Source organism: Streptococcus parasanguinis (assembly GCF_023109675.1).
GTDB lineage: Bacteria > Bacillota > Bacilli > Lactobacillales > Streptococcaceae > Streptococcus > Streptococcus parasanguinis_I.
In genome coordinates this window covers 226,876-249,627 of the sequence record NZ_JALDUR010000002.1, presented here as the reverse complement: position 1 = coordinate 249,627, position 22,752 = coordinate 226,876, and the positions used below count along the sequence as shown (strand labels likewise).

Sequence of the window (22,752 nt, the reverse complement as noted above, 5' to 3'; positions counted from 1 at the left end):
TTTCATCAGCTTTTACAGCCCTACTCAACTGTGCGGAGGTGGGACGACGAAATCGAATTCTAACGAATTACTGATTTCTGTCCCACTCTCTTTTTTATACCAAATAATCTGTCTCTTCACGGTAACTATAATAGTTTTCTTCAGATACAATCAAGTGATCCAATAGGGTTAAACCCATCACTTCACAGGCCTCTAAAACTCGTTGCGTTACTTCATCATCATTTTTACTGGGAAATACGGCACCAGATGGATGATTGTGAGCCAAGATGATAGAGGTTGCCATGTGCTTCAGTGCATAATGCAGGATTTCACGTGGCTCCGCAATACTTCGATTCACGGTTCCAATAAAAATGGTCTGCTGATGAATAATTTCATTCTGCGTATTTAAATAGAGGGCAACCAGGTGCTCCTGTTTCTTATGGCCGATTTCCTGTTGAATTTTATGGGCCAATTTCTGGCTGCTCATGATCTGTTCAGAACTCATCAATTCGTCTTTATGAATCCTTCGTCCAAACTCAATCACAGCCTGAAGTTCGATGGCCTTCACCCGGCCAATACCTGAGATTTCCTGTAGCTCCTCTAGAGTTAATTGACTTAACTCCTTTAAACTATTAACCGAACTCAAAAGACCTTGTGCAATCTCATAAACGCTTTTTTTCTTATTGCCTGTCCGTAAGAGAATGGATAGCAATTCTTGATGACTCAGCTTATCTACCCCTTCAGAAACCAAACGTTCTCTAGGAAGCAAAGATGGTTCAATAAATGATATGTCGTACATAATTTCCTCCTCACTTATTAATTCGTAATAAATAGAGAAAACGACGACCTTGCATTATTTACAGGCAATTTCTTGCTTCAAATCATCTAACACTAAGACTTCATCTTTATTAAAGCGGATCTGGTAACCTGTTTGAACTTGTTCAAGCTCTTTTAAAAACTGTTGAATTTCACAGCGAATCAAGTACTCCTGGCTCTGAGGAATGGCCTCTAAAGCTTGGTAGACCTGCTCTACTTCATAGATTCCTTTCGTAATTAAACCATTTCGTGGAAAATCGTTTACTAAGAGATTATAGAAATGATGCAAGAGATGGTAAATTCGCTCTTTTGTCACTATTCTACCTCCTTATCATACTCTTTCTCCTCTTATTATATACTGATTTTCCCTTAATGTTATGACAAATTCCTTACATAATATTACCAATCTCTTACAATTTTACAAGAATTTCTCCTAGTTTTGCTTCCTACATAGAAAAAGCCCTGGCATCTCTGCCATGGGCTTTATTTTCTTAAAGTTGCATTTGATTATAAGTCTTGCTGAATGAATCCAGGATGTCTTTTGGAGCCTTGTCATAGTCAACAGAAGTTTCCAAATTCCCTTTTACAATCGTACGGTAAGTCGCTGCAGCATCCTCACAGGTCACCAAGGTGATCTCATTGACGCCTTCACGATCTTGAATCACATCTACACGGTCTGGAGTCACTGTCTCAACAGACGAGATGACATAAGTATAGATTTTTTCTTTGTCCGTGATGTAAATCTTCATTCCCGCCTTGGCTTTCTCTAATGGTGAGAATAACATGGCATTTGCTCCAGTAAGGCCAAATACGTGGTGACTAGCAAGAGAATAATTGCCTTGTCCCATGACTTGGTTTTCCTTCATAGTCCCTGCTCCATAGTAAAGGGCTACGTTTTCGAGTCCTTTAAAAATTGGAAGGTTCATGTTCAATTCAGGAATCGAAATTCCCCCAATTACAGGAAGTTTTTGAGCCTGCCATTGGGCATTGATCACGGCCTCTGTCGAGAGTGACTGGACATGTTGGAAATCAAAGCTCGTCTTCACTTCTTTGTTTTTATCAATAGTCTTTTTATCGACCTTGCTAACCTGGTATTGGTTGGTATGCCAAACCATAATCATATTTCGGATCGGAGCATTGAAAATCAAGAGAAGCGAGAGAATAATCAAAAGTGTTGCAACGATGTTGATAAGAGTATTGCGTAAACTCTTTTTCTTTTTTCTTTTGCGTGACATGCTGTCCCCTTATCTATTCGTTTTCTTCCACTACTTCTTCATCTTTTTCATCGGGCTGGACTGTTGTAAAGGTCACAATTTTCGCATCCTGATCCAGTCTCATGACTTTCACACCCTGAGTTGAACGACCCGTTTGAGAAATGTTAGCCACACCTATCCGGATCATAACTCCGGTATCGGTAATGATCATCAGATCTTCATCCCCTTTAACGGTTAAAAGACCAGCTAAAGGACCATTTTTCTCTGTAATATTGGCTGTTTTGATACCTTTACCACCACGGCCTTTGGTTGGGTATTCGCTAGCCATTGTACGCTTACCATACCCTTTTTCAGTGATGATCAATACTTCATCTTGATCCGTAACGACACTAGCCCCAACAACCTTGTCTCCTTCACGGAGATTCACACCACGTACACCTGTGGCAGAACGTCCCATATTGCGGACTACAGCCTCATTAAAGCGGACAGAATAACCATACTTGGTACCGATAATGACGTCAGCATTGCCATCTGTAAGGAAGACATTGATCAATTCATCCTCATCACGCAGATTCAGAGCTTTGAGACCGTTCTGACGAATATTTGAAAATTCAGCTACATTGGTCCGCTTAACTAAACCTTGTCGCGTCGTAAAGAAGAGATAAGCTTCGTCACTGCGGTCTTGCTCCACATTGATAATGGTTTGAATCGATTCACCTTCGTCCAATTTTAAGAGATTGACGATTGGTAATCCTTTAGCTGTCCGGCCATATTCTGGAATCTCATAACCTTTCAGACGATAGACACGTCCCTTATTGGTAAAGAAGAGCAAGTGATCATGGGTGCTCGTAGAGACCAATTCACGGACAAAGTCATCATCTTTGACACCAGTTCCTTGAACCCCACGTCCACCACGTTTTTGAGCCGTAAATTCCGCTTGGTCCAAACGTTTGATGTAGCCTTTGTTAGAAAGGGTGATCAAGACATCTGTTTCTTCAATCAAGTCCTCATCTTCAAGAGAAAGGACTTCTCCGATCATCAACTCAGTTCGGCGAGCATCGCCAAACTTGCGTTTGACTTCTTCCAGTTCTTCCTTGATGATGGTCGCCACACGTTCTGGTTTCGCCAAAATATCAGCCAAATCAGCAATCAAGGCAACCAAATCATCGTATTCACTTTGGATCTTGTCTCGTTCCAAACCGGTCAAACGACGAAGACGCATGTCCAAAATAGCTTGGCTTTGACGTTCAGAAAGCTTGAATTTAGCCATCAATTCAGCTTGTGCTTCAGCGTCTGTCTGGCTATTGCGGATAATCCGGATCACTTCATCGATGTGATCCAAGGCAATGAGCAAACCTTCTAAAATATGGGCACGTGCTTCCGCTTTTTCTTTATCAAAGATAGTCCGGCGAGTCACCACTTCTTTCTGGTGCTCAATATAAGCACCTAAAATTTGGCGAAGAGAAAGAATCTTTGGAACACCATTTTGGATCGCCAACATATTGAATCCAAAATTGGTTTGCATTTGTGTCATTTTAAAGAGATTGTTCAAAATAACGTTAGCCGAAGCATCTCGGCGGACCTCAATCACAAAACGAACCCCCTCACGGTTTGATTCATCACGTACAGCTGTAATCCCTTCGATCCGTTTTTCTTGCACCAAGCGAACGATGTGCTCGTGCACCTTGGTTTTATTGACCATATAAGGGAACTCAGTGACAACAATCCGTTCACGGCCACTCTTGGTTACTTCAATCTCTGTACGAGAACGAAGAACGATTGATCCTTTTCCGGTTTCATAGGCTTTGTGGATACCTGATTTCCCCATGACCAAAGCACCTGTCGGAAAATCTGGACCAGGAAGAACTTCCATGAGTTCACGGGTCGTTACCTCAGGATTATCCATCATCAGCTTCACTGCATCAATGGTTTCTCCCAGATTGTGTGGAGGAATATTGGTTGCCATCCCAACGGCAATCCCTGTAGCACCATTGACAAGAAGATTAGGAAAACGTGCAGGTAAGACCAAAGGTTCACGCTCGCTGGCATCATAGTTATCAGCGAAATCAACTGTATTTTTGTTGATATCCCGCAGCATTTCAAGAGCAATCTTACTCATACGAGCTTCGGTATACCGTTGTGCAGCGGCGCCATCACCGTCCATAGAACCAAAGTTACCATGGCCATCCACTAACATGTAACGGTAACTCCACCATTGCGCCATCCGAACCATGGCTTCATAAATCGAGGAGTCCCCGTGTGGGTGGTATTTACCCATAACATCCCCTGTGATACGGGCTGACTTCTTATGTGGTTTATCTGGCGTAACACCCAATTCATTCATTCCATACAAAATACGACGGTGAACAGGTTTCAAACCATCACGAACATCAGGAAGGGCACGAGCTACGATAACACTCATCGCATAATCGATAAAACTCGTCTTCATTTCTGATGTTAAATTCACATCAATTAGATTATTATCCTGCATTCAAAAAATGCCTCTCTTTACTTAATTCACCATACTATTATAACACATTTTAGCCTATTTTTCTTCTTAGGAACACAAACGTAAAAACGTTTACATCAAGGATTCATACTGTTTCAGATGACAAAGACTTTCAAAAGTGGTAGAATGAAGTCGTATGAGAATCTATCTCAAAAAAAAATGAAGGAGACGTTTAGACTCATGGATTTGACTAAACAACACAAAAAAGTTATCCTTGTCGGTGACGGTGCCGTAGGTTCATCTTATGCATTTGCACTTGTCAACCAAGGAATTGCACAAGAGCTTGGAATTATCGAAATTCCTCAATTGCACGAAAAAGCTGTCGGAGATGCGCTTGACCTTAGCCACGCCCTTGCCTTCACTTCACCTAAGAAGATCTATGCGGCTGAGTACGCTGACTGTGCGGATGCTGACCTTGTTGTAATTACTGCAGGTGCTCCTCAAAAACCAGGTGAAACTCGCCTTGATCTTGTTGGTAAAAACCTTGCCATTAACAAATCAATCGTAACACAAGTTATTGAATCAGGATTTAACGGTATCTTCCTTGTAGCTGCTAACCCAGTTGACGTTTTGACATACTCTACATGGAAATTCTCAGGATTCCCTAAAGAACGCGTTATCGGTTCTGGTACTTCTCTTGACTCAGCTCGTTTCCGTCAAGCACTTGCTGAAAAATTGGACGTTGATGCTCGTTCAGTGCACGCCTACATCATGGGTGAACATGGAGACTCAGAATTCGCTGTATGGTCACACGCTAACATCGCTGGTGTAAACCTTGAAGAATTCCTTAAAGACACTCAAAACGTTCAAGAAACTGAATTGATCGAATTGTTCGAAGGTGTTCGTGATGCTGCTTACACCATCATCAACAAAAAAGGTGCTACATACTACGGTATCGCTGTTGCCCTTGCTCGTATCACTAAAGCAATCCTTGATGATGAAAATGCAGTACTTCCACTTTCTGTATTCCAAGAAGGTCAATATGGTGTTAGCAACGTCTTTATCGGTCAACCTGCCATCGTAGGTGCACACGGTATTGTACGTCCAGTGAACATCCCATTGAACGATGCAGAACAACAAAAAATGAAAGCTTCTGCTGATGAATTGCAAGCAATCATTGATGAAGCATGGAAAAACCCTGAATTCCAAGAAGCTTCAATCAACTAATTCAATTAAAAAGACTCTCATACTTTGAGAGTCTTTTTTGAGCTTTGAAACGAACAAAAAAGGCTGAGAGTTCTCAACCTTTTTTCTTTCCACCCTGAGGGAATCGAACCCCCATCTCAAGAACCGGAATCTTACGTGATATCCATTACACTAAGGGTGGCAACTGTTATAGTATATCAAATTTTCAAAAATTTTACAAGTAAAAAAGAGAGTGGGACAGAAATCGGTAATTCGTTAGAATTCGATTTCGTCGTCCCACCTCCGCACAGTTGAGTAGGGCTGTAAAAGCTGATGAAATCAGCGTAGTAGAGCCCCACTCAACCACTGCGTCTTGCTCGACAATCCAAAAATAATTGAGAGGCTAGGACTTTTGTCCCAGCCTCTTTTGAATATTACAATTCGATATCGCCAAACAAGTCAGCCATTGAGAATCCAGTTTGAGTTTCTGGAAGATCAAAGTCACGTTTTTCTTGTTTTGGACGACGTGGGCGAGATTGACGTTTTTCTTGTTTTTCGCCTTCTTCTTGAGCTGGACGTTCTTCAAGAGCTTTGATAGAAAGTGATACACGTTCATCTGCAGCATTTACTTCAAGAACTTTAACAGTTACTTCTTGTCCAACTTTAAGAACATCTTTTGGATTTTCAACACGTTTGTGTGAAATTTGTGAGATGTGTACAAGTCCGTCGATACCTGGCAATACTTCAACGAATGCACCGAAGTCAGTCAAACGTTTAACAGTTCCTTCGATAACATCACCAGCAGCCAATTTTTGTTCTACGCCATCCCAAGGTCCAGGTGTTGTAGCTTTCAATGAAAGTGATACACGACCTTCTTCTTCGTTCAAGTCAAGAACTTTCACTTGGATTTCTTCACCGACAGTTACTACTGATTTAGGTGATACGTTGCGTTCGTGTGACAATTCTGTCAAGTGAACCAATCCATCAACACCACCAAGGTCGATGAAGGCACCGAAGCTTGTGATACGTGCAACTTTACCAGTTACGACATCACCAACGTTCAATTTACCAAATACTTCTGCGCGTGCTGCAGCTGATTCAGCTTCAACAACTTCACGACGTGAAAGGATAAAGCGGTTTTCTTTTGGATCTACTTCTTTGATTTTAGCATCAAATTCTTGACCTACGAAACGTTCAGTGTTACGTACAAAACGAGTATCAAGCATTGAAGCTGGAATAAATCCACGAAGTCCTTCAAATTCTACTGAAAGTCCGCCCTTAACAGCGCGAGTTCCTTTAACAGTAACAACTTCTTCTTCACGTCCAACCAATTTGTCCCATGCTTTGCGAGCTTCCAAACGTTTTTTAGATACAAGGTAAGTTACTGTATCAGTATCTTTACCAACTACTTGACGAAGAACAAGCAATTCAAGTGTTTCACCTGGTTTTACCAAGTCGTTGATGTCAGCATCACGATCGTTTGTCAATTCGCGAAGAGTCAAGACACCTTCGACACCAGTTCCAGAGATTGCAACGTTAGCTTGGTTCGCGTCAACTGTCAATACTTCAGCAGTAACAACGTCACCTGGTTCAACTTGGCTAACACTGTTTAGCAAATCTTCAAATTCATTCATCTAAAAAATCCTCCAACAATCAAGTTTTCTAAAACTTGACATACTTATAATTATTTTTCCTAAGCAAGCACTCGCAATGAGATCAACTACAATCTTTAACGACTCATCCTATAAAGAAATAAAATACCTGGATAGATATTTTATCACTTATCTGATATTACCTAAGAACTGGGGTAGCTGGATTCGAACCAACGCATGAGGGAGTCAAAGTCCCTTGCCTTACCGCTTGGCTATACCCCAAAAAGAGCGCTGACAATAGTCACTTTATCATCGTCACAATGAACGCTAATGGAGAGAGAGGGATTCGAACCCCCGAACCCGAAGGAGCGGATTTACAGTCCGCCGCGTTTAGCCTCTTCGCTATCTCTCCATATAAATCAACAGGATCTATTATACCATTGATTTATTATGATTGCAAGCCCTTATTTATTCAAATTATAATTTTCTATCAAAATTTCAACGGCTTTTTCAAGTTTTTTGTAAAGAGAATCCACATTTCCATTTTTGATAATGGCAAATTGCCCACCCATGTCTGCAATTTCACCAATCGTTTTCTTGCCAATGGACAAAGTGAATCCATCAAAAGTGTCTTTTCCGACGGTTACTTTACTATCAACGATTTGAATCTCAATTTTCTTATCTTTTTTACTCATTTCAACCCTCTTTTCACTTTTTCTATTTTACAAAAATTCTCTTGATGACGCAAGAGAAAAGGGAGTGGGCAGAAAGAATTTAGTTAGAAATTCCTTCTTTCTCCCACCCCCGAAAAGGTCATTCGGCACTCTTTTGAGCCTAAAAGCGAATGAAGAGAAACTTTAGCTACTACGTCCTTCGTTAAGACTCGTTCTCATTGAAGCCTGGACACTTTTATCTCAGATGCTTTCGGTTTAATCGACTTTGACAATCCATCCTTCTGGCGCTTCGACATCGCCAAATTGGATACCGGTCAACTCGTCATAGAGCTTACGTGTGATAGGACCTACTTCTGTTTCAGAATAGAAGACATGGAAGTCATCACCGTGTTGAACACCTCCGATCGGAGAGATGACAGCTGCGGTACCACAAGCTCCTGCTTCTACAAAGCGATCCAGCTCATTAATAAAGACATCCCCTTCAATTGGTGTCATACCAAGACGGTGTTCTGCCAAGTAAAGCAAAGAGTACTTGGTGATCGATGGCAAAATAGACGGACTCAATGGCGTCACAAATTCGTTATTAGCAGTGATACCAAAGAAGTTTGCAGAACCAACTTCTTCAATCTTGGTGTGCGTCGCTGGATCGAGATAAATCACGTCAGAGAAGTTACGATCATGCGCAATCTTACCTGGCAACATACTAGCTGCGTAGTTCCCACCAACTTTTGCAGCCCCAGTACCATTTGGTGCAGCACGGTCATACTCATCTTGAATCAAGAAGTTCGTTGGAACCAAACCACCTTTAAAATAGTTACCGACAGGCATGGCAAAGATGGTAAAGATATACTCATCTGCTGGATGCACACCAATAATATCACCAACCCCAATCAAAAGTGGACGAAGGTAAAGGGTAGCTCCAGTACCATATGGTGGAACATACTCTTCATTGGCTTTCACCACTGCCTTACAAGCATCCACAAACATGTCAACAGGTACTTGAGGCATCAGCAAACGATCTGCTGTGCGTTGCAAACGTTTGGCGTTTTGATCTGGACGGAACAATTGGATACTTCCGTCTTTTGTACGGTAGGCTTTTAACCCTTCAAAGGCTTGCTGACCGTAATGCAAACTTGGAGAAGATTCGGACAAATGCAAAGTCGCATCTTCTGTCAATTTCCCTTTTTCCCAAGCTCCATTGCGATAATGTGCCAAATAGCGATAAGGTAATTTCATATATGAAAAGCCAAGGTTTTCCCAATCAAGTGATACTGTCATGATAGTGCTCCTTTTAATTCTTTCTATTCCTTGTCGATCTGATGTAGGTCGATTTAGTTTCTCAATCTATGTACACTATTGTACACCATTTCATGAGAATTTCAAGAGAAATTTTCAATTTTCAGAAAATTTATTTTCAAAGAAAGTCAGTCCTAGAATGGACCGACGCTTTCTTTTATTTGATAGTAGCTAAAAAAACTTCTTGATCCGAAATGGTATCGTTGACAAAGGATCCATTGCTTGTTCTTTCAGAAATACTTAATTGTGTCAAATCAACTTCTGTCACCTGACCTGTTGTAGAAGTGATCTGAAGAATTTGATCTTGTTCTACCACTTCATCTTGGCTCGTAAAGAGATCAAAATCTCCCTGGTCAGTGAAGACTGGACCTGCCTTGAAGACGCGGTGTGGTTTATTTTTCAACTCACGCAAGACCTGTAGTCCCCGTTTAGCCCGACTGGTCACAGGAATATCGTCTTGTAACATCCGTTTGAGACTGCCTCGCTGGGTCAGAATGTACATGCTTGGAGTCGTCGACTTAAAGGCGGCAGCAACTTGATCTCCGTCTTTGAGGTTAATGGCTTTGACCCCTGCTGCTTTGGCTCCTACGACAGGGACCTCCTCAATATTGAAGCGCAACCCGTACCCATTTTTAGTAATGATCATGATATCTTCAAGAACAACTGGCGCAACTGCTACGATACGGTCGTCTTGGTCTTTTAGCTTAGCATATTTAGTCGATTTAGAACGATAAGTCCGCCATGGGCTCAATTCCTTGCGTTCAAAGCGCTTGATTTGTCCTTGTTGAGTTGCCGCAAAGTAGGTTACTCCCTCAAACTGATCGACAATCTCCGCAAAGAGAATTTCTTCCTCTTGCTCGAAATTGGTCAAGGTCTGACTGAGGTGCTCTCCGATATCCTTCCACTTGGTATCTGTCAATTCATGAATTGGTCGATAAATGGCATTCCCCAAGTTGGTAAAGAGTAAAAGATGCTGAGTGGTCTTAGCAGGCTCTACAAAAATCAACTCGTCATCGTCTCGCTTACCGACTTCTTCCAGTGTTGAGGCATTGAAAGAACGAGGCGAGGTCCGTTTAATATAACCAGCACGGGTTACGCTGACAAAGGTTTCCTCTTCAACAATGAGACTGGCTGTATCAATCTCGATCGTTTTAGCAGTGTCTTGCAATTCACTGCGACGCTGATTCCCAAAGAGCTTCTTGACTTCACGCAACTCCTTCTTCATAAGGTTAAACATAGTCCGTTCATCCCCAATGATGGCTGCCAAGGTCGCGATTTGCTCCTTGAGACTAGCATGCTCTTCTTCCAAGGTGACAATATCCGTATTGGTCAAGCGGTACAATTGCAAGGTAACGATAGCTTCAGCTTGTTCTTCCGTGAAATCGTAGCTGACCTTGAGGTTTTCTTTAGCATCTGCCTTGTTATCAGAAGCGCGGATCAAGGCGATGACCTCATCAAGGATGGAAATGACGCGAATCAAGCCTTCTACGATATGGAGACGCCGTTCGGCCTTTTCCTTATCAAAGCGCGAGCGAGCGACAATGATATCCCGACGGTGTGCAATGTAGCTAGAGAGAATCGGTACAATCCCCACTTGACGAGGGGTATAATTGTCAATCGCCACCATATTGAAGTTGTAGTTGACCTGCAAGTCTGTGTACTTGAACAAGTAGTTCAAAATCAAATCTGCATTGGCATCTTTTTTGAGCTCAATGGCAATACGAAGACCATCTCGGTCAGACTCATCCCGAACCTCAGCGATACCGGCCACCTTGTTGTTGACACGAACATCATCGATCTTCTTGACCAAAACAGCCTTGTTGATCTCATAAGGGATCTCGGTAACCACAATTTGCTGCTTACCGCCCTTGAGCTGCTCGATCTCTGTTTTAGATCGGACAACTACTCGGCCCTTACCAGTTTCATAGGCTTTCTTAATCTCATCCCGGCCTTGGATAATGGCGCCAGTTGGGAAATCAGGTCCAGGTAAAAACTCCATGAGCTTGTCTACCTTGGCAGATGGATGGTCAATCATGTAGACCACGGCATCAATGACTTCAGCAAGATTATGTGGTGGAATATCCGTCGCATAACCAGCTGAAATCCCTGTTGCCCCATTGACCAAGAGATTTGGAAAGGCTGCCGGCAAAACAGTTGGCTCTTTTTCTGTATCGTCAAAGTTCCAGGCAAAAGGCACTGTATTCTTTTCGATATCTTGCAAAAGATAACCCGCAATTTCAGACAAGCGCGCCTCGGTATAACGCATAGCCGCTGGTGGATCACCGTCCATGGAACCATTGTTTCCGTGCATTTCCACAAGGATCTCACGGTTCTTCCAGTCCTGAGACATGCGGACCATGGCATCATAGATGGAACTGTCCCCGTGAGGGTGGAAATTCCCCATGATATTACCGACAGACTTGGCAGACTTGCGATAGCCTTTGTCATGGGTATTGCCATCCTTATTCATAGAATAAAGGATCCGCCGTTGTACAGGTTTCAAGCCATCCCGAATATCAGGAAGAGCCCGCTCTTGAATAATGTATTTGGAGTAGCGACCAAAGCGCTCCCCCATGATGTCCTCCAAGGACATATTTTGAATATTAGACATAAGATACAAAGCCCGTAAAATACATAGTGAAAATAAGAAATTTATCTTTTTCACACAGCACTCAGGGCGTGTTCAACTCCTTTCAAAGAATGTTGAGTAGTCTTTTGTAGAAAAAGGCAATCGGTTACCACAAGCAACCAAAGGATCATTTTTTTAGTTTAAAATAGATTCATTAACGATTAGAAAGTTTCTCTTTAGCATAAGAAATCATTTTCTCTGCAACTTCCATATCGTAAGTAAACCCCATCTTTTGGGCCAGAATTTGAGCTTCTCGATCGAATAGCCCCATGGTAGCAAATAAAGACTGTGTGATTTTATCGAAACTAGATAAATCAAGCAAAGCTGAGAACTCCTTCTCTTGCCCGGCTGGTAGATACTGGAAGAGGTACTTGTAGTTCTTTCCGATATCAACTACTCCCCTATCGCTTGTCACCAGCCAAGCTAAGACCTTGAGGAGTTCTTGCTGACAAATGCCATAGAGGTGGTCGGTCGCATAGATAAGCTGATTTCTTCGAATGGCCTTGACAACATAAGCCGATACCCACCAAAATTCATTGCAGGATGCTACAAATTCTTCTTCGGTAGGCGGACAGGTCCAATAGCGCTTCAGATTAGGCTGATAGGCTTCAAACAAACCGTTGTCGTCTTTTAAAACTTTGAAACCAGCCTCGCTATCCACCCACTCTTGGATAGACTCCTTGGGACAGAGGGTCAAATCAATGCGATTTCCATCTTCAAAGAGCATGAGGTAAAGTCGTCGGTGCCCAAGAGTAACTTCTTGCTCAATGATACGTTTACCAAACTGGTCCAACCATGATAAATCTGAAATCAGGTCTTCCAGATCATCAACAATATAGACCACATCATAATCTTGAAACTCGTCTTTTTGGGAATGTGGATTGATCCTCGATCCGGATAAGGCCACTGCTTCCACTTGCAAGGATTCGGCTATCTGCAAGATCAGGGCCATCATTTCTGTCTCAGTTCTCATGTCGATTCCTTAACATTTCTACATTACGGCTTATTTTTTTTATAGTAGAAAGTAATTAAAATACCGTATTTTCTTCCAAGGTAAACTTAACGTTATCTTCGATCCATTGGCGGCGAGGGGCCGCTTTATCGCCCATGAGGACGGAGACACGGCGTTCTGCACGAGCTAGATCATCAATGGTGACACGGATCAAGGTACGGGTCTCTGGATTCATGGTGGTTTCCCAAAGCTGATCCGCATTCATTTCCCCCAACCCTTTGTAACGTTGGAGGGTTGCTCCACGGCCAAAGGTCCGACGCAACTCCTCTAATTCGCTATCTGTCCAGGCATAAGCCACTTCTTCTTTCTTCCCTTTGCCTTTAGACATCTTGTAAAGAGGAGGCATGGCGATATAGACACGTCCTGCTTCGACCAAGGGACGCATATAGCGATAGAAGAAAGTTAGGAGCAAGGTCTGAATGTGGGCACCATCCGTATCCGCATCGGTCATGATAATAATCTTGTCATAGTTGGCATCTTCGATCGTAAAGTCAGCCCCAACTCCAGCACCGATGGTATAGATCATGGTGTTGATTTCCTCGTTTTTGAGGATATCACTCATATTGGCCTTCTCAGTATTAAGAACCTTCCCACGAAGTGGAAGAATCGCTTGGAACTTCCGGTCCCGTCCTTGTTTGGCAGAACCGCCGGCTGAGTCTCCTTCGACCAGATAGAGTTCGTTTTTCTTAGGATTTTTAGACTGGGCTGGTGTCAATTTACCAGACAAAAGTCCCTTGTCCTTTTTGCTCTTCTTGCCATTTCGACTTTCATCCCTCGCTTTTCGAGCAGCTTCACGCGCATCCCGGGCTTTAATAGCCTTACGAATGAGATTAGAAGCCAACTCCCCATTTTCCATGAGGAAGAAGGTCAATTTATCAGAAACAATGCTATCGACTACTGGACGAGCCAAGGGACTTCCTAATTTGTCTTTGGTTTGTCCTTCAAACTGCAAATGAGCTTCTGGAACCAAGATCGAAAGAACCGCAGACAAACCTTCACGGTAATCTGATCCTTCCAGATTCTTGTCTTTTTCTTTGAGGAGCCCTGTCTTTCTTGCATAGTCGTTCATAGCCTTGGTAATGGCTGTCTTCAGACCCGTCTCATGGGTTCCCCCATCTTTAGTGCGAACATTATTAACGAAGGACAAGATATTATCTGAGTAGCCATCATTGTATTGCATGGCCACTTCTACCTGAAAACCATCTGATTCGCCACTAAAGTAGAGAACAGGTGTCAAAGTTTCCTTGTCTTCGTTCAAGTACTCTACGAAATCTTGGACACCATTTTCATAATGAAAGGCCACATGGTTGTCTTCTTCCTTGCGGAGATCGGTCAGCGTCAGCGTCACGTCCTTCAGCAAGAAGGCTGATTCTTTGATTCGCTCAGCAATGGTATTGAATTTGAAATCCGTCGTTGAAAAGATGGTTGGATCTGGCATGAAGGTGACCTTGGTCCCTGTCTTAGACTTGGGAGCAGAGCCAATCTTTTCAAGGGTCGTAACTGGTTTTCCCCCATCTTCAAAACGTTGCTTGTAGACAGCTCCATCACGCGTAATTTCTACCTCTAGCCAGCTAGAAAGGGCATTGACGACAGAAGATCCCACTCCATGAAGACCTCCAGATGTCTTATAGCCTCCTTGGCCAAACTTCCCTCCGGCGTGGAGGACCGTAAAGATCACCTCAACGGTTGGTTTGCCCATAGCATGCATCCCGGTCGGCATTCCACGTCCCTGGTCTTCTACCGATAGAGAACCATCTTTATTAATCGTTACATCGATTTGTGATCCAAAGCCAGACAAGGCTTCATCGACCGCATTATCCACGATCTCCCAGACCATGTGATGCAAGCCATTTCCGTCGGTCGATCCGATATACATCCCTGGACGTTTACGGACCGCATCCAACCCTTCTAGTACCTGAATGGCATCGTCATTATAATTATTAATATTGATTTCCTTTTTTGCCACAAGGAACCTCCTGTTTGTTCATCTTTTCTATATTACAGTTTTTTAGGAAATTTTGCAAAATTTTTTCTCTTTATATGGAGATTTCTATATCTCAGTAAAAAAAGCTGGCTTGACACTTTCTTCAGATGTCACACTTGAACTCCAGAAATTGCTTTTTCTATCGATGGCTTTTTGATATAATGAGAGTATGATAAAAGAAATAAGTGTTTTAATTTTAGCCTATCTGTTAGGCTCCATTCCTTCGGGATTATGGATTGGGAAAATCTTTTTCCATATTAATTTACGGGAACATGGCTCGGGCAATACAGGAACGACCAATACCTTTCGGATTTTAGGGAAGAAAGCTGGGGTCATTGTCTTTACGATTGATTTCTTGAAAGGAACTTTGGCCGTTCTCCTTCCGACTTTCTTTGGAATTCAGGGGATCTCGCCGATGGTCTTTGGTCTCTTAGCCGTTTTGGGGCACACTTTCCCAATTTTTGCTGGATTCAAGGGTGGAAAAGCAGTGGCGACGAGTGCTGGTGTTTTACTTGGTTTCTCGCCTATCCTGCTACTCATTTTAGCTGTTTATTTTGTAGCCAGCCTTTATTTAACCAGCATGATTTCGTTTTCGAGTGTTACCGTTGCGCTACTCGCAATTCTATCGGTCCTCCTTCTCCCTTTGACTGGATGGATCTTGCACAACTATGATCCACTTTTTACAGTCATTGTCTTGGCCTTAGCGACCTTGATCATTCTTCGTCACAAGGATAATATCCAACGGATCAAAGAGAAAAAAGAAAATCTCATCCCTTGGGGAAAGAACATCACCCATCAACAACCAAAAAACTAGAGCAAGCGCTCTAGTTTTTTTATGATTTGAACGGAAGTCATTTTACAATTCTCAAGCTCTGAAATCTGTATCAACTATAAAGTATCGACTAAGTCCATCAATATTTCCATTGGAGTTTTTCTCCTACGACCATTAACAGTTTCGATCATGTGATAAACTTTTAAACGATTGTCATTGCTAAAGACAAATTCAAAGCGGAATTCGCGTCCGTTGGGTGCCACTGTATCAAATTTCGTTTTATATTTATCATGAACGGGGCTAACTGGAAACTTATTGAAGAGCAAGCGTCGTTTCTCCCCTGCTTCTTTCAAACAGTTTTCTAGTTCTTGACAATAGTTATAAAACAGCTGATAGAGGTCTTCTTCTGAAATTCTTCTTCTCCGAACTAATGATGTAAAATCCGAAAAATTTCTGCGCGGGATGTCAATACTAAATGAGAAGCCCTCCTGATTGATTCTTTCTAAAAATGCATCTCTTGAAATCATAGAACCACTCTTTCTTTTATCAATCTGTAGTGAACCCTTATTGTTTCTATAAATCGTCAATCCATTATGTAATCAAGCAAATCCATCAAGGTTAGTTTCTTCCGACCATTGACTGTCTCAAATAGATTAAAAACTCTTAGTTGTTGATTCTTTTTGAATACAAACTCAAAGCGAAACTCCCGACCATTGCATGCAGCTACATAAAATCCAGTCTGATACTTCCTCTTATCCGCTACTACTTTCATTTGCCGGTGTTCTACCTCTCTACAAAGTAAAAGAAAAATCTGATAGAGTTGCTCCTCAGAGAGCCTTTTTCTCCAAACCAATGACTTGAAGTTATTGTACCGCCACCATGGGATTTGGATGTTGAAGGAAAAACCTTCCTGATTGGCTTTGTCGATAAATGCTTTTCTGGAGACCATACTAACTCCTCTTCTAATGGAACATCGTTTGACTCTATTATACCATCTTTTAACCTTTCACAAAAACAGCATCCCAAATGGAATGCTTTTTTCTGTTTCTTAATAGTATTCCCCTTGGCGGTAGTTCCAAGAGTTGAAATGATCAGATAAGTGCATCATGATCTTATCAATATCCAATCCTTTACGGATCACAACTGGACAAGTATTGACAGAACGGCTACCTGCTCCTTGTTCTGGGATGAGTTTTCCTTCGGCATCAACCATAGAGACCATCACGCCTTGTTCATAGCGAGTTTCAATGGTTTTGTCAGGTTGGATAGAAGCTACATAATCATCGGCTTCAATGACCAAGTCCACGGCACCTTCGATGCGCTCACCGATTCCTTCGACCTTCCCGCGGTTACCTTTACCGGAAGGGTTGGCTGAAGAAGCGTAAACCATTTTGCCTTCTTTTTCCCACATTTCTTTGGCAATTTGCTCACCAGCTTTACCAAATTTGATGACAAAGCATGAAGTTCCACGAACGTCTGTCATGAGTTCTTCACGTCCATCTCCGAAGGCTTGCAATTTTGCATAAGCATCTTCACGCCAAGGAAGGATACAACCAAGCAAAATATCTTCATCCCAATGTTTTTGGTAGAAGGCTTCAATTTCAGGATTCAATTGCGCAAGGGCACGAAGTTCATCCATACTTCCGCAAAGAACCACACCTGGTTTGTTGCGGTTACGTTCTTTGGCTTCGAATTTACGTTCCAAGCCAGCCTTATCACTGGTCATGATGATATAGCCAACTTTGGTAGGGCAGACGATACAGCCACCCTCTCCTTTAAGAATATCAAATCCTTCTTGTGAAAGTTGTCCGTCCCATTGAATGTGTTTTGTCATAAGTCTCTTTCCTTTTCTATTCTTTTTAGTATTGTATCAAAAAATAGTCTCAAATTCAATATATTTTCAGAAAATTCGTAATTAAGTATACAATTTTATCATTGCCAGTAAGCTGGCCGGTTCTTCTCATAAGCTGCAATCAAGTCTTCGTACTGAAGCGTAATCCCGATATCATCCAAGCCGTTGAGCAACTTGTGTTTCCAATCTTGATCGATCTCAAAGCGAAACTCTCCAACAGGCGAGATGATCTTCTGTTCTTCCAAATCTACTGTCACTGGATCTGTCGGCTTCAAACTTGCCAATTTTTGACGAACCTCTAGTGGTTGGACAATCGGCAGCATGCCATTATTGAGCTCATTATTGTAATGGATATCTCCGAACGATCCGGCGATAACGACTTTAAAGCCATAATCAGCTAAAGCCCAGGCTGCGTGCTCCCGAGAGGAACCAGCCCCAAAATTGTCGCCAGTGATCAAAATGGTTGCCTGACGATATTCTGGCTTGTTAAAGATAAAATCTGGATCCTCGGTATACTGGTCATCCAAATAGCGCCAAGCATACATGAGGTATTTCCCAAAGCCTTTTTTATCAATCAGCTTTAAGAATTGCTTGGGGAGGATTTGGTCGGTATCAATATTATCGTTCATCAAAGGAACCGTAGTCCCCGTATAAATGGTAAATTTCTCCATGACTCCTCCTTTTACTCGACTTCTGGCATTTGGCGCACGTCGACAAAGCGACCAGCGATTGCTGCTGCTGCAGCCATTGCTGGGCTACAGAGATGGGTCTTAGCCCCAAATCCTTGACGATCTTCAAAGTTCCGGTTGCTAGTAGAAGCACAGTGGACGCCATCTGGAACCTTGTCTGGGTTCATTCCTAGACACATGGAGCATCCTGGATCACGCCATTCAAAGCCCGCATCCATGAAGATCTTGTCTAAGCCTAATTTTTCAGCGGCTTGCTTAACTGGACGAGAGCCAGGTACCACAATAGCAGTTAAGTTTGGCGCAATTTTTTTGCCTTTCACAAACTTGGCTGCCAACTCCAAATCGCTGAGACGCGCATTGGTACAAGAACCGATAAAGATATAGCCTAATTCAATGTCTACTGGTTTTTGGCCAGGTTTGAGATCCATATAATGATAAGCCCGTTCATCATTCATGTCGCGAATCTCTGGAAAAGGAGTCTCGAAGTCCACTCCCATAGAAGGATTGGTCCCCCAAGTCACCATCGGAGCAAGATCAGATACATCCATACGGATGACCTTATCATAAACGGCGTCGTCATCACTAACCAGAGTCTTCCAATCAGCTTCTGCGGCCTCAAAATCATCTGGCACACATTCACGTCCTCGGAGGTAGTCAAAGGTCGTCTCATCTGGATTCATGATCCCCATTTTGGACCCGAACTCGATCGACATGTTACAGATGGTCATGCGTTCTTCCATAGTCAAACGATCAATTGCTTCTCCCCGATACTCTACGACATAGCCAACTCCACAAGCAACACCGTAGCGCGCTATCAAAGCTAGGATGTAATCCTTTGAATAGATCCCTTTTTGTGGGGTTCCGGTGAATTCAACCAACATTTTCTTGGGTTTGACTTGCCAGATGGTTTGGGTAGCAAAGACATGCTCCACTTCACTGGTTCCAATCCCAAAGGCAATGGCACCAAAGGCTCCGTGGGTTGCGGTATGGCTGTCTCCACAGACAATAAATTTCCCAGGCTGGGTCCGACCGGTTTCAGGGCCCACCATATGAACGATTCCTTGCTTAGCAGAACCATGGGCAGCATGATCAATCCCAAAGTCCACCACATTCTCAGCTAATTTATCAATCTGGGCTTTTGAAATCACATCTCGAATATCAAAAATATTGACCGTTGGAACATTGTGATCAAAGGTTCCAAAGGTTAAATCGGGTCGTCGAACCTTGCGTCCTGCGTCCCGTAATCCTTGAAAGGCTTGCGGACTCGTCACTTCGTGGATGTAGTGTTGGTCCACATACATGAGTTGGGGTTGTCCTTCCACTCCTGTAATCACGTGGCGGTCCCAAAGTTTATCAAAGATAGATTTTCCACTCATCGTCTTTCTCCATTTATCTTCTTGTTATGAAATCCATTGAAGGATTAGAAAAAGGGCACCTGCTAAAAGAAGGCTACTGCCCCACCAGGTGGCTTGAAAATACCATTTCCGCACCTTGTGGTGAAAGAGATATCCACTTAGTAGAGCTCCGAATCCACCAAGCACCCAGCTCTCGAGTAACAGGACCTTTTCAGGAATCCGCCACCTGTTTTGGATAGCTTTTCGTTTATCTAAACCATAGGTCAGAAATACGATACTATTCCAAATAGCAATAAGAACTAAACAGCGATCTCTCCATGTCATCTTAGAGATTCCCAATAATGGCTGCAGTCATCTCTGCAGTAGAAGCCTGACCACCTAAGTCTCGTGTCAAGATTCCTTGATTCAAGGTTTGATTGACGGCTTCCTCGATCATTTCTGCACCTGCTGTTTCTCCAAAACTGTCTCGGAGCATCATAGCAACGGACAGGATCATGGAAATCGGATTGGCAATGCCTTGACCAGCAATATCAGGTGCTGAACCATGAATCGGTTCGTACATACTTGGTCCTTGGTCAGAATGACTGGCAGATGGCATCACACCTAGTGTTCCAGGAAGGACGCTGGATTCGTCAGATAGGATATCTCCAAATAGATTCTCTGTCACTACAACATCAAAGCGGGCTGGATTGGTAATCATGATCATGGCCGCACTATCGACAAGCTGGTGCTCTAAAGTTACATCTGGAAATTCTTTGGCAACTTCTTCTGCCACTTGGCGCCACAATTTAGACGTTGCAAGGACATTTTGCTTATCGATACTGGTCACTTTCTTACCACGTCCTTGCGCGATCTTGAAGGCTTGGCGCATAATCCGACGAATTTCTTCTGCACTGTAATCATTGATATCACGCGCTGTATCTTCTTTCAAGATATGCTCTCCAAAGTAAATCCCACCTGTCAATTCACGCACGACCACGAAGTCGACCCCCTCAATACGCTCTGGCTTCAAAGGAGACAAGTGTTTCAAGGCGTCGAAAACCCGTACAGGACGAATATTGGCAAAAAGGTTTAATTCCTTACGAATAGCGAGCAGGCCTTGTTCTGGACGAACAGGAGCATTGTCATACTCAGGACTCCCGATGGCTGCGAGAAGAATAGCATCCGCTCCTTTAGCTGCTTTTAGAGTATCTTGGGGAAGTGGGTGGCCAGAGGCATCAATTCCAGCACCCCCAAAAGGTTTGTCTTCTAGACTATAATCAAAGCCAATTTTGGGAGCGACGGCTGCGAGGACCTCTAGTCCAGCTGTCATGATCTCAGGGCCAATCCCATCTCCTGCAAGTGTTACAATTTTCTTTGTCATGTTCATTTCCTCTTAGGCTTGCGGAAGATCACGGTAGGAGACAGCTCGTCCCATCTCACCCGCATTCTCTTTTTGAACCAGCGTGTTGGCATTGATATAAGCGATGGCAGAGGCTTTCAATACGTCAAAGTCCAAACCAGAGGCATTGAAAATCGTATCTGTATCGACATTTTCCACGGATACCAAGACACGGGCTTGGGCATCAATCCCATCTGTCACTGCATCGATATTGTATGAGGTCAAGCGAACAGTTTGGTTGAAGAATTTATCAATCGCATTAAAGATGGCTTCAACCGACCCTTGACCATTGGCAAGGAACTCAAGCACTTCCCCTTCTTCATTGCGGAGGCTAACCGCTGCTGTAATCGTTTCGTCTGCATTGGTGGTTAAGCGGAGATCATTAAATTGGAATCCTTCTGGATTTTCCACTGCTGTACCGGCAACAAGGGCGCGGATATCGGCATCTGTGATCTCGTGTTTCTTGTCTGCCAGAGATTTGAACTTAGCAAACAATGGCTTGATGTCTTCCTCTGTAAATTCCAGTCCCAACTCATGCAGTTTTTCGACAAAGGCATGGCGACCAGACAATTTTCCAAGCGGAAGGCTGTTGCTCTTAACACCCACCAACTCAGGGGTGATGATTTCATAAGTAAGAGGATTTTTAAGGACCCCATCTTGGTGGATTCCAGACTCGTGTGAGAAGGCATTGCCACCAACAACTGCCTTGTTTTTAGGAATTGGAATACCAGAGTAACGAGAGACCAACTCAGAAGTGTTGATGGTTTCATTAAGGACAATCGGACTCTCCACTTGGAAATAGTCTTCGCGAATATTGAGAGCAACTGCTACTTCTTCAAGCGCCGCATTGCCGGCCCGCTCCCCGATTCCATTAATGGTTCCTTCGACACGACGGGCACCATTTTTAACAGCAGCGAGGCTATTCGCCACGGCCATACCTAGGTCATCATGGCAATGAGGGGAATAGATAATCTCGCGGTCTGTCTTGACATGGTCAATCAAGTATTTGAAAATGGCACCGTACTCTGCTGGTGTCGTAAAACCGACTGTATCAGGAATGTTGATATAGCTGGCACCAGCATCGACTGCAGTCTGTACGACTTGCAAGAGGAAATCCAATTCCGTCCGGGTCGCATCTTCGGGAGAGAATTCCACAATCTCAAATTTTGAGCGAGCGTAAGAAACGTGCTCTTTGATCGTTTCAAGGATTTCTTCCTTTGTCTTGTTGAGTTTAAACTCCCGGTGAATCGGACTGGTTGCGATAAAGACGTGAATTTGTGGATACTTAGCATCCTTCAAGGCTTCATAACAAGCATCAATATCTGATTTGACAGAACGGGCCAAACCTGTCACGGCTGTCTTGGTCAAGACCTTGGCAATCTCTTGAACAGCTGTGAAGGAATCAGGACTAGCTGCAGGAAAACCTGCTTCAATAGCAGAAATGCCCCACTTTTCCAATTGTTTAGCAATGGCAATCTTTTCTTTGATAGAGAAATTAACTCCTGGAGTCTGTTCGCCATCCCGAAGGCTGGTATCTAAAAATTCAACTTTACGCATAGGGTCTCCTCATTTCTATGTAGTGGATATAAAGAAAAACATCTCACTCGGTCAACCAAGCGAGATGTTGTTGCCCGCTTGGTAAGCCAAACAGGACTAATGCTTCTGCACTAGCCCTTATACCTCAACAACAAAGCAAATTGAATAAACTTAGCTGTTTTCATGTTTGACTTTCTCCTTTGTTCAATGTCTTGTTTAGTATTTTAGCATAGGGAAAAAACAATGTCAAGAATTTTCCGTAATATTCTGAATTTTTTGAATAGAAACAAAATAATTCTTTCTGATCTTCTTAGACTATAGACAGCCTGTTTTTACA

The 22,752-nt window shown here is 43.0% G+C and carries 20 protein-coding genes and 3 tRNA genes; 2 read left to right on the top strand and 21 right to left on the bottom strand.

Going from position 1 to position 22,752, the window contains the following annotated elements:
* Nucleotides 1-94: 94 nt before the first annotated feature.
* The 4 genes from radC to gyrA all read right to left on the bottom strand — a co-directional run bounded on the left by radC (nucleotide 95) and on the right by gyrA (nucleotide 4,500).
* Nucleotides 95-778: a RadC family protein gene (gene radC, locus M1G14_RS02835; protein ID WP_045759397.1), complete on the bottom strand. Its 684-nt coding sequence runs from the start codon at nucleotides 776-778 to the stop codon at nucleotides 95-97.
* Nucleotides 779-832: 54 nt separating this feature from the next.
* Nucleotides 833-1,111, bottom strand: coding sequence for a hypothetical protein (locus M1G14_RS02830; protein ID WP_003003299.1), 279 nt, complete (start codon nucleotides 1,109-1,111; stop codon nucleotides 833-835).
* Between the two features lie 175 nt (nucleotides 1,112-1,286).
* Nucleotides 1,287-2,030 carry a class A sortase gene (locus M1G14_RS02825; RefSeq protein ID WP_003007173.1) on the bottom strand — a complete coding sequence of 248 codons (744 nt, stop codon included), beginning with the start codon at nucleotides 2,028-2,030 and terminating at the stop codon, nucleotides 1,287-1,289.
* A gap of 13 nt (nucleotides 2,031-2,043) precedes the next feature.
* A complete protein-coding gene (gene gyrA / locus M1G14_RS02820; RefSeq protein WP_247926251.1) occupies nucleotides 2,044-4,500 on the bottom strand; it encodes a DNA gyrase subunit A in 2,457 nt (818 codons plus the stop codon).
* 198 nt (nucleotides 4,501-4,698) lie between these two features.
* Between gyrA and M1G14_RS02815 the strand changes: the two genes are divergently transcribed.
* Nucleotides 4,699-5,685 (top strand): L-lactate dehydrogenase, encoded by a 987-nt coding sequence (locus M1G14_RS02815; protein WP_023918022.1) that lies wholly within the window; start codon nucleotides 4,699-4,701, stop codon nucleotides 5,683-5,685.
* Nucleotides 5,686-5,773: 88 nt separating this feature from the next.
* Here M1G14_RS02815 and M1G14_RS02810 read toward each other — a convergent pair.
* The 9 genes from M1G14_RS02810 to parE form a co-directional block, all read right to left on the bottom strand.
* Nucleotides 5,774-5,845: transfer RNA gene (locus M1G14_RS02810), tRNA-Arg, on the bottom strand.
* Between the two features lie 232 nt (nucleotides 5,846-6,077).
* The gene (rpsA, locus tag M1G14_RS02805) at nucleotides 6,078-7,277 is read right to left on the bottom strand and encodes a 30S ribosomal protein S1 (RefSeq protein ID WP_003011990.1); all 1,200 of its coding nucleotides are present in this window, start codon (nucleotides 7,275-7,277) and stop codon (nucleotides 6,078-6,080) included.
* A 168-nt stretch (nucleotides 7,278-7,445) separates the two neighbouring features.
* Nucleotides 7,446-7,517, bottom strand: a tRNA-Gln gene (locus tag M1G14_RS02800).
* A gap of 49 nt (nucleotides 7,518-7,566) precedes the next feature.
* Nucleotides 7,567-7,647: transfer RNA gene (locus M1G14_RS02795), tRNA-Tyr, on the bottom strand.
* A 52-nt stretch (nucleotides 7,648-7,699) separates the two neighbouring features.
* Nucleotides 7,700-7,930 carry a DUF2969 domain-containing protein gene (locus M1G14_RS02790; RefSeq protein ID WP_021153135.1) on the bottom strand — a complete coding sequence of 77 codons (231 nt, stop codon included), beginning with the start codon at nucleotides 7,928-7,930 and terminating at the stop codon, nucleotides 7,700-7,702.
* Between the two features lie 234 nt (nucleotides 7,931-8,164).
* Nucleotides 8,165-9,187: a branched-chain amino acid aminotransferase gene (locus M1G14_RS02785; RefSeq protein WP_049522551.1), complete on the bottom strand. Its 1,023-nt coding sequence runs from the start codon at nucleotides 9,185-9,187 to the stop codon at nucleotides 8,165-8,167.
* A 175-nt stretch (nucleotides 9,188-9,362) separates the two neighbouring features.
* Complete coding sequence (parC, locus tag M1G14_RS02780) at nucleotides 9,363-11,816, bottom strand: DNA topoisomerase IV subunit A (protein ID WP_049522570.1); 2,454 nt, start codon at nucleotides 11,814-11,816, stop codon at nucleotides 9,363-9,365.
* Between the two features lie 172 nt (nucleotides 11,817-11,988).
* Complete coding sequence (locus M1G14_RS02775) at nucleotides 11,989-12,807, bottom strand: aminoglycoside 6-adenylyltransferase (protein WP_049522552.1); 819 nt, start codon at nucleotides 12,805-12,807, stop codon at nucleotides 11,989-11,991.
* A gap of 55 nt (nucleotides 12,808-12,862) precedes the next feature.
* A complete protein-coding gene (gene parE / locus M1G14_RS02770) occupies nucleotides 12,863-14,812 on the bottom strand; it encodes a DNA topoisomerase IV subunit B (protein ID WP_049522553.1) in 1,950 nt (649 codons plus the stop codon).
* Nucleotides 14,813-14,999: 187 nt separating this feature from the next.
* Between parE and plsY the strand changes: the two genes are divergently transcribed.
* Nucleotides 15,000-15,644 carry a glycerol-3-phosphate 1-O-acyltransferase PlsY gene (gene plsY / locus M1G14_RS02765; protein ID WP_024055815.1) on the top strand — a complete coding sequence of 215 codons (645 nt, stop codon included), beginning with the start codon at nucleotides 15,000-15,002 and terminating at the stop codon, nucleotides 15,642-15,644.
* A gap of 74 nt (nucleotides 15,645-15,718) precedes the next feature.
* Here plsY and M1G14_RS02760 read toward each other — a convergent pair whose 3' ends face one another.
* From M1G14_RS02760 to M1G14_RS02725, 8 genes are all read right to left on the bottom strand, one after another.
* On the bottom strand, nucleotides 15,719-16,129 hold the full coding sequence (locus tag M1G14_RS02760; RefSeq protein WP_049474894.1) for a hypothetical protein: 411 nt from the start codon (nucleotides 16,127-16,129) through the stop codon (nucleotides 15,719-15,721).
* A 56-nt stretch (nucleotides 16,130-16,185) separates the two neighbouring features.
* The gene (locus tag M1G14_RS02755) at nucleotides 16,186-16,551 is read right to left on the bottom strand and encodes a hypothetical protein (protein WP_049474893.1); all 366 of its coding nucleotides are present in this window, start codon (nucleotides 16,549-16,551) and stop codon (nucleotides 16,186-16,188) included.
* Between the two features lie 99 nt (nucleotides 16,552-16,650).
* Nucleotides 16,651-17,436 (bottom strand): L-threonylcarbamoyladenylate synthase, encoded by a 786-nt coding sequence (locus tag M1G14_RS02750; RefSeq protein ID WP_003003291.1) that lies wholly within the window; start codon nucleotides 17,434-17,436, stop codon nucleotides 16,651-16,653.
* A 98-nt stretch (nucleotides 17,437-17,534) separates the two neighbouring features.
* Nucleotides 17,535-18,125, bottom strand: coding sequence for a 3-isopropylmalate dehydratase small subunit (gene leuD / locus M1G14_RS02745; RefSeq protein ID WP_049522556.1), 591 nt, complete (start codon nucleotides 18,123-18,125; stop codon nucleotides 17,535-17,537).
* An 11-nt stretch (nucleotides 18,126-18,136) separates the two neighbouring features.
* Complete coding sequence (gene leuC, locus M1G14_RS02740; RefSeq protein ID WP_049522557.1) at nucleotides 18,137-19,519, bottom strand: 3-isopropylmalate dehydratase large subunit; 1,383 nt, start codon at nucleotides 19,517-19,519, stop codon at nucleotides 18,137-18,139.
* Nucleotides 19,520-19,543: 24 nt separating this feature from the next.
* The gene (locus M1G14_RS02735) at nucleotides 19,544-19,822 is read right to left on the bottom strand and encodes a DUF1294 domain-containing protein (RefSeq protein ID WP_042766154.1); all 279 of its coding nucleotides are present in this window, start codon (nucleotides 19,820-19,822) and stop codon (nucleotides 19,544-19,546) included.
* Nucleotide 19,823: 1 nt separating this feature from the next.
* Nucleotides 19,824-20,861 carry a 3-isopropylmalate dehydrogenase gene (gene leuB / locus M1G14_RS02730; protein WP_049522558.1) on the bottom strand — a complete coding sequence of 346 codons (1,038 nt, stop codon included), beginning with the start codon at nucleotides 20,859-20,861 and terminating at the stop codon, nucleotides 19,824-19,826.
* A 12-nt stretch (nucleotides 20,862-20,873) separates the two neighbouring features.
* Complete coding sequence (locus tag M1G14_RS02725) at nucleotides 20,874-22,436, bottom strand: 2-isopropylmalate synthase (protein ID WP_049522559.1); 1,563 nt, start codon at nucleotides 22,434-22,436, stop codon at nucleotides 20,874-20,876.
* Nucleotides 22,437-22,752 lie beyond the last annotated feature (316 nt).

Bases quoted from the DNA above. Each gene is read 5' to 3' on its own strand.
- M1G14_RS02825 (WP_003007173.1), bottom strand. From the start codon at position 2,030: ATGTCACGCAAAAGAAAAAAGAAAAAGAGTTTACGCAATACTCTTATC.
- M1G14_RS02760 (WP_049474894.1), bottom strand. From the start codon at position 16,129: ATGATTTCAAGAGATGCATTTTTAGAAAGAATCAATCAGGAGGGCTTC.
- M1G14_RS02725 (WP_049522559.1), bottom strand. From the start codon at position 22,436: ATGCGTAAAGTTGAATTTTTAGATACCAGCCTTCGGGATGGCGAACAG.
- leuB (WP_049522558.1), bottom strand. From the start codon at position 20,861: ATGACAAAGAAAATTGTAACACTTGCAGGAGATGGGATTGGCCCTGAG.
- M1G14_RS02815 (WP_023918022.1), top strand. From the start codon at position 4,699: ATGGATTTGACTAAACAACACAAAAAAGTTATCCTTGTCGGTGACGGT.
- radC (WP_045759397.1), bottom strand. From the start codon at position 778: ATGTACGACATATCATTTATTGAACCATCTTTGCTTCCTAGAGAACGT.
- M1G14_RS02750 (WP_003003291.1), bottom strand. From the start codon at position 17,436: ATGACAAAACACATTCAATGGGACGGACAACTTTCACAAGAAGGATTT.
- M1G14_RS02785 (WP_049522551.1), bottom strand. From the start codon at position 9,187: ATGACAGTATCACTTGATTGGGAAAACCTTGGCTTTTCATATATGAAA.
- rpsA (WP_003011990.1), bottom strand. From the start codon at position 7,277: ATGAATGAATTTGAAGATTTGCTAAACAGTGTTAGCCAAGTTGAACCA.
- parC (WP_049522570.1), bottom strand. From the start codon at position 11,816: ATGTCTAATATTCAAAATATGTCCTTGGAGGACATCATGGGGGAGCGC.
- M1G14_RS02790 (WP_021153135.1), bottom strand. From the start codon at position 7,930: ATGAGTAAAAAAGATAAGAAAATTGAGATTCAAATCGTTGATAGTAAA.
- M1G14_RS02735 (WP_042766154.1), bottom strand. From the start codon at position 19,822: ATGACATGGAGAGATCGCTGTTTAGTTCTTATTGCTATTTGGAATAGT.
- leuD (WP_049522556.1), bottom strand. From the start codon at position 18,125: ATGGAGAAATTTACCATTTATACGGGGACTACGGTTCCTTTGATGAAC.
- leuC (WP_049522557.1), bottom strand. From the start codon at position 19,519: ATGAGTGGAAAATCTATCTTTGATAAACTTTGGGACCGCCACGTGATT.
- gyrA (WP_247926251.1), bottom strand. From the start codon at position 4,500: ATGCAGGATAATAATCTAATTGATGTGAATTTAACATCAGAAATGAAG.
- plsY (WP_024055815.1), top strand. From the start codon at position 15,000: ATGATAAAAGAAATAAGTGTTTTAATTTTAGCCTATCTGTTAGGCTCC.
- M1G14_RS02775 (WP_049522552.1), bottom strand. From the start codon at position 12,807: ATGAGAACTGAGACAGAAATGATGGCCCTGATCTTGCAGATAGCCGAA.
- M1G14_RS02755 (WP_049474893.1), bottom strand. From the start codon at position 16,551: ATGGTCTCCAGAAAAGCATTTATCGACAAAGCCAATCAGGAAGGTTTT.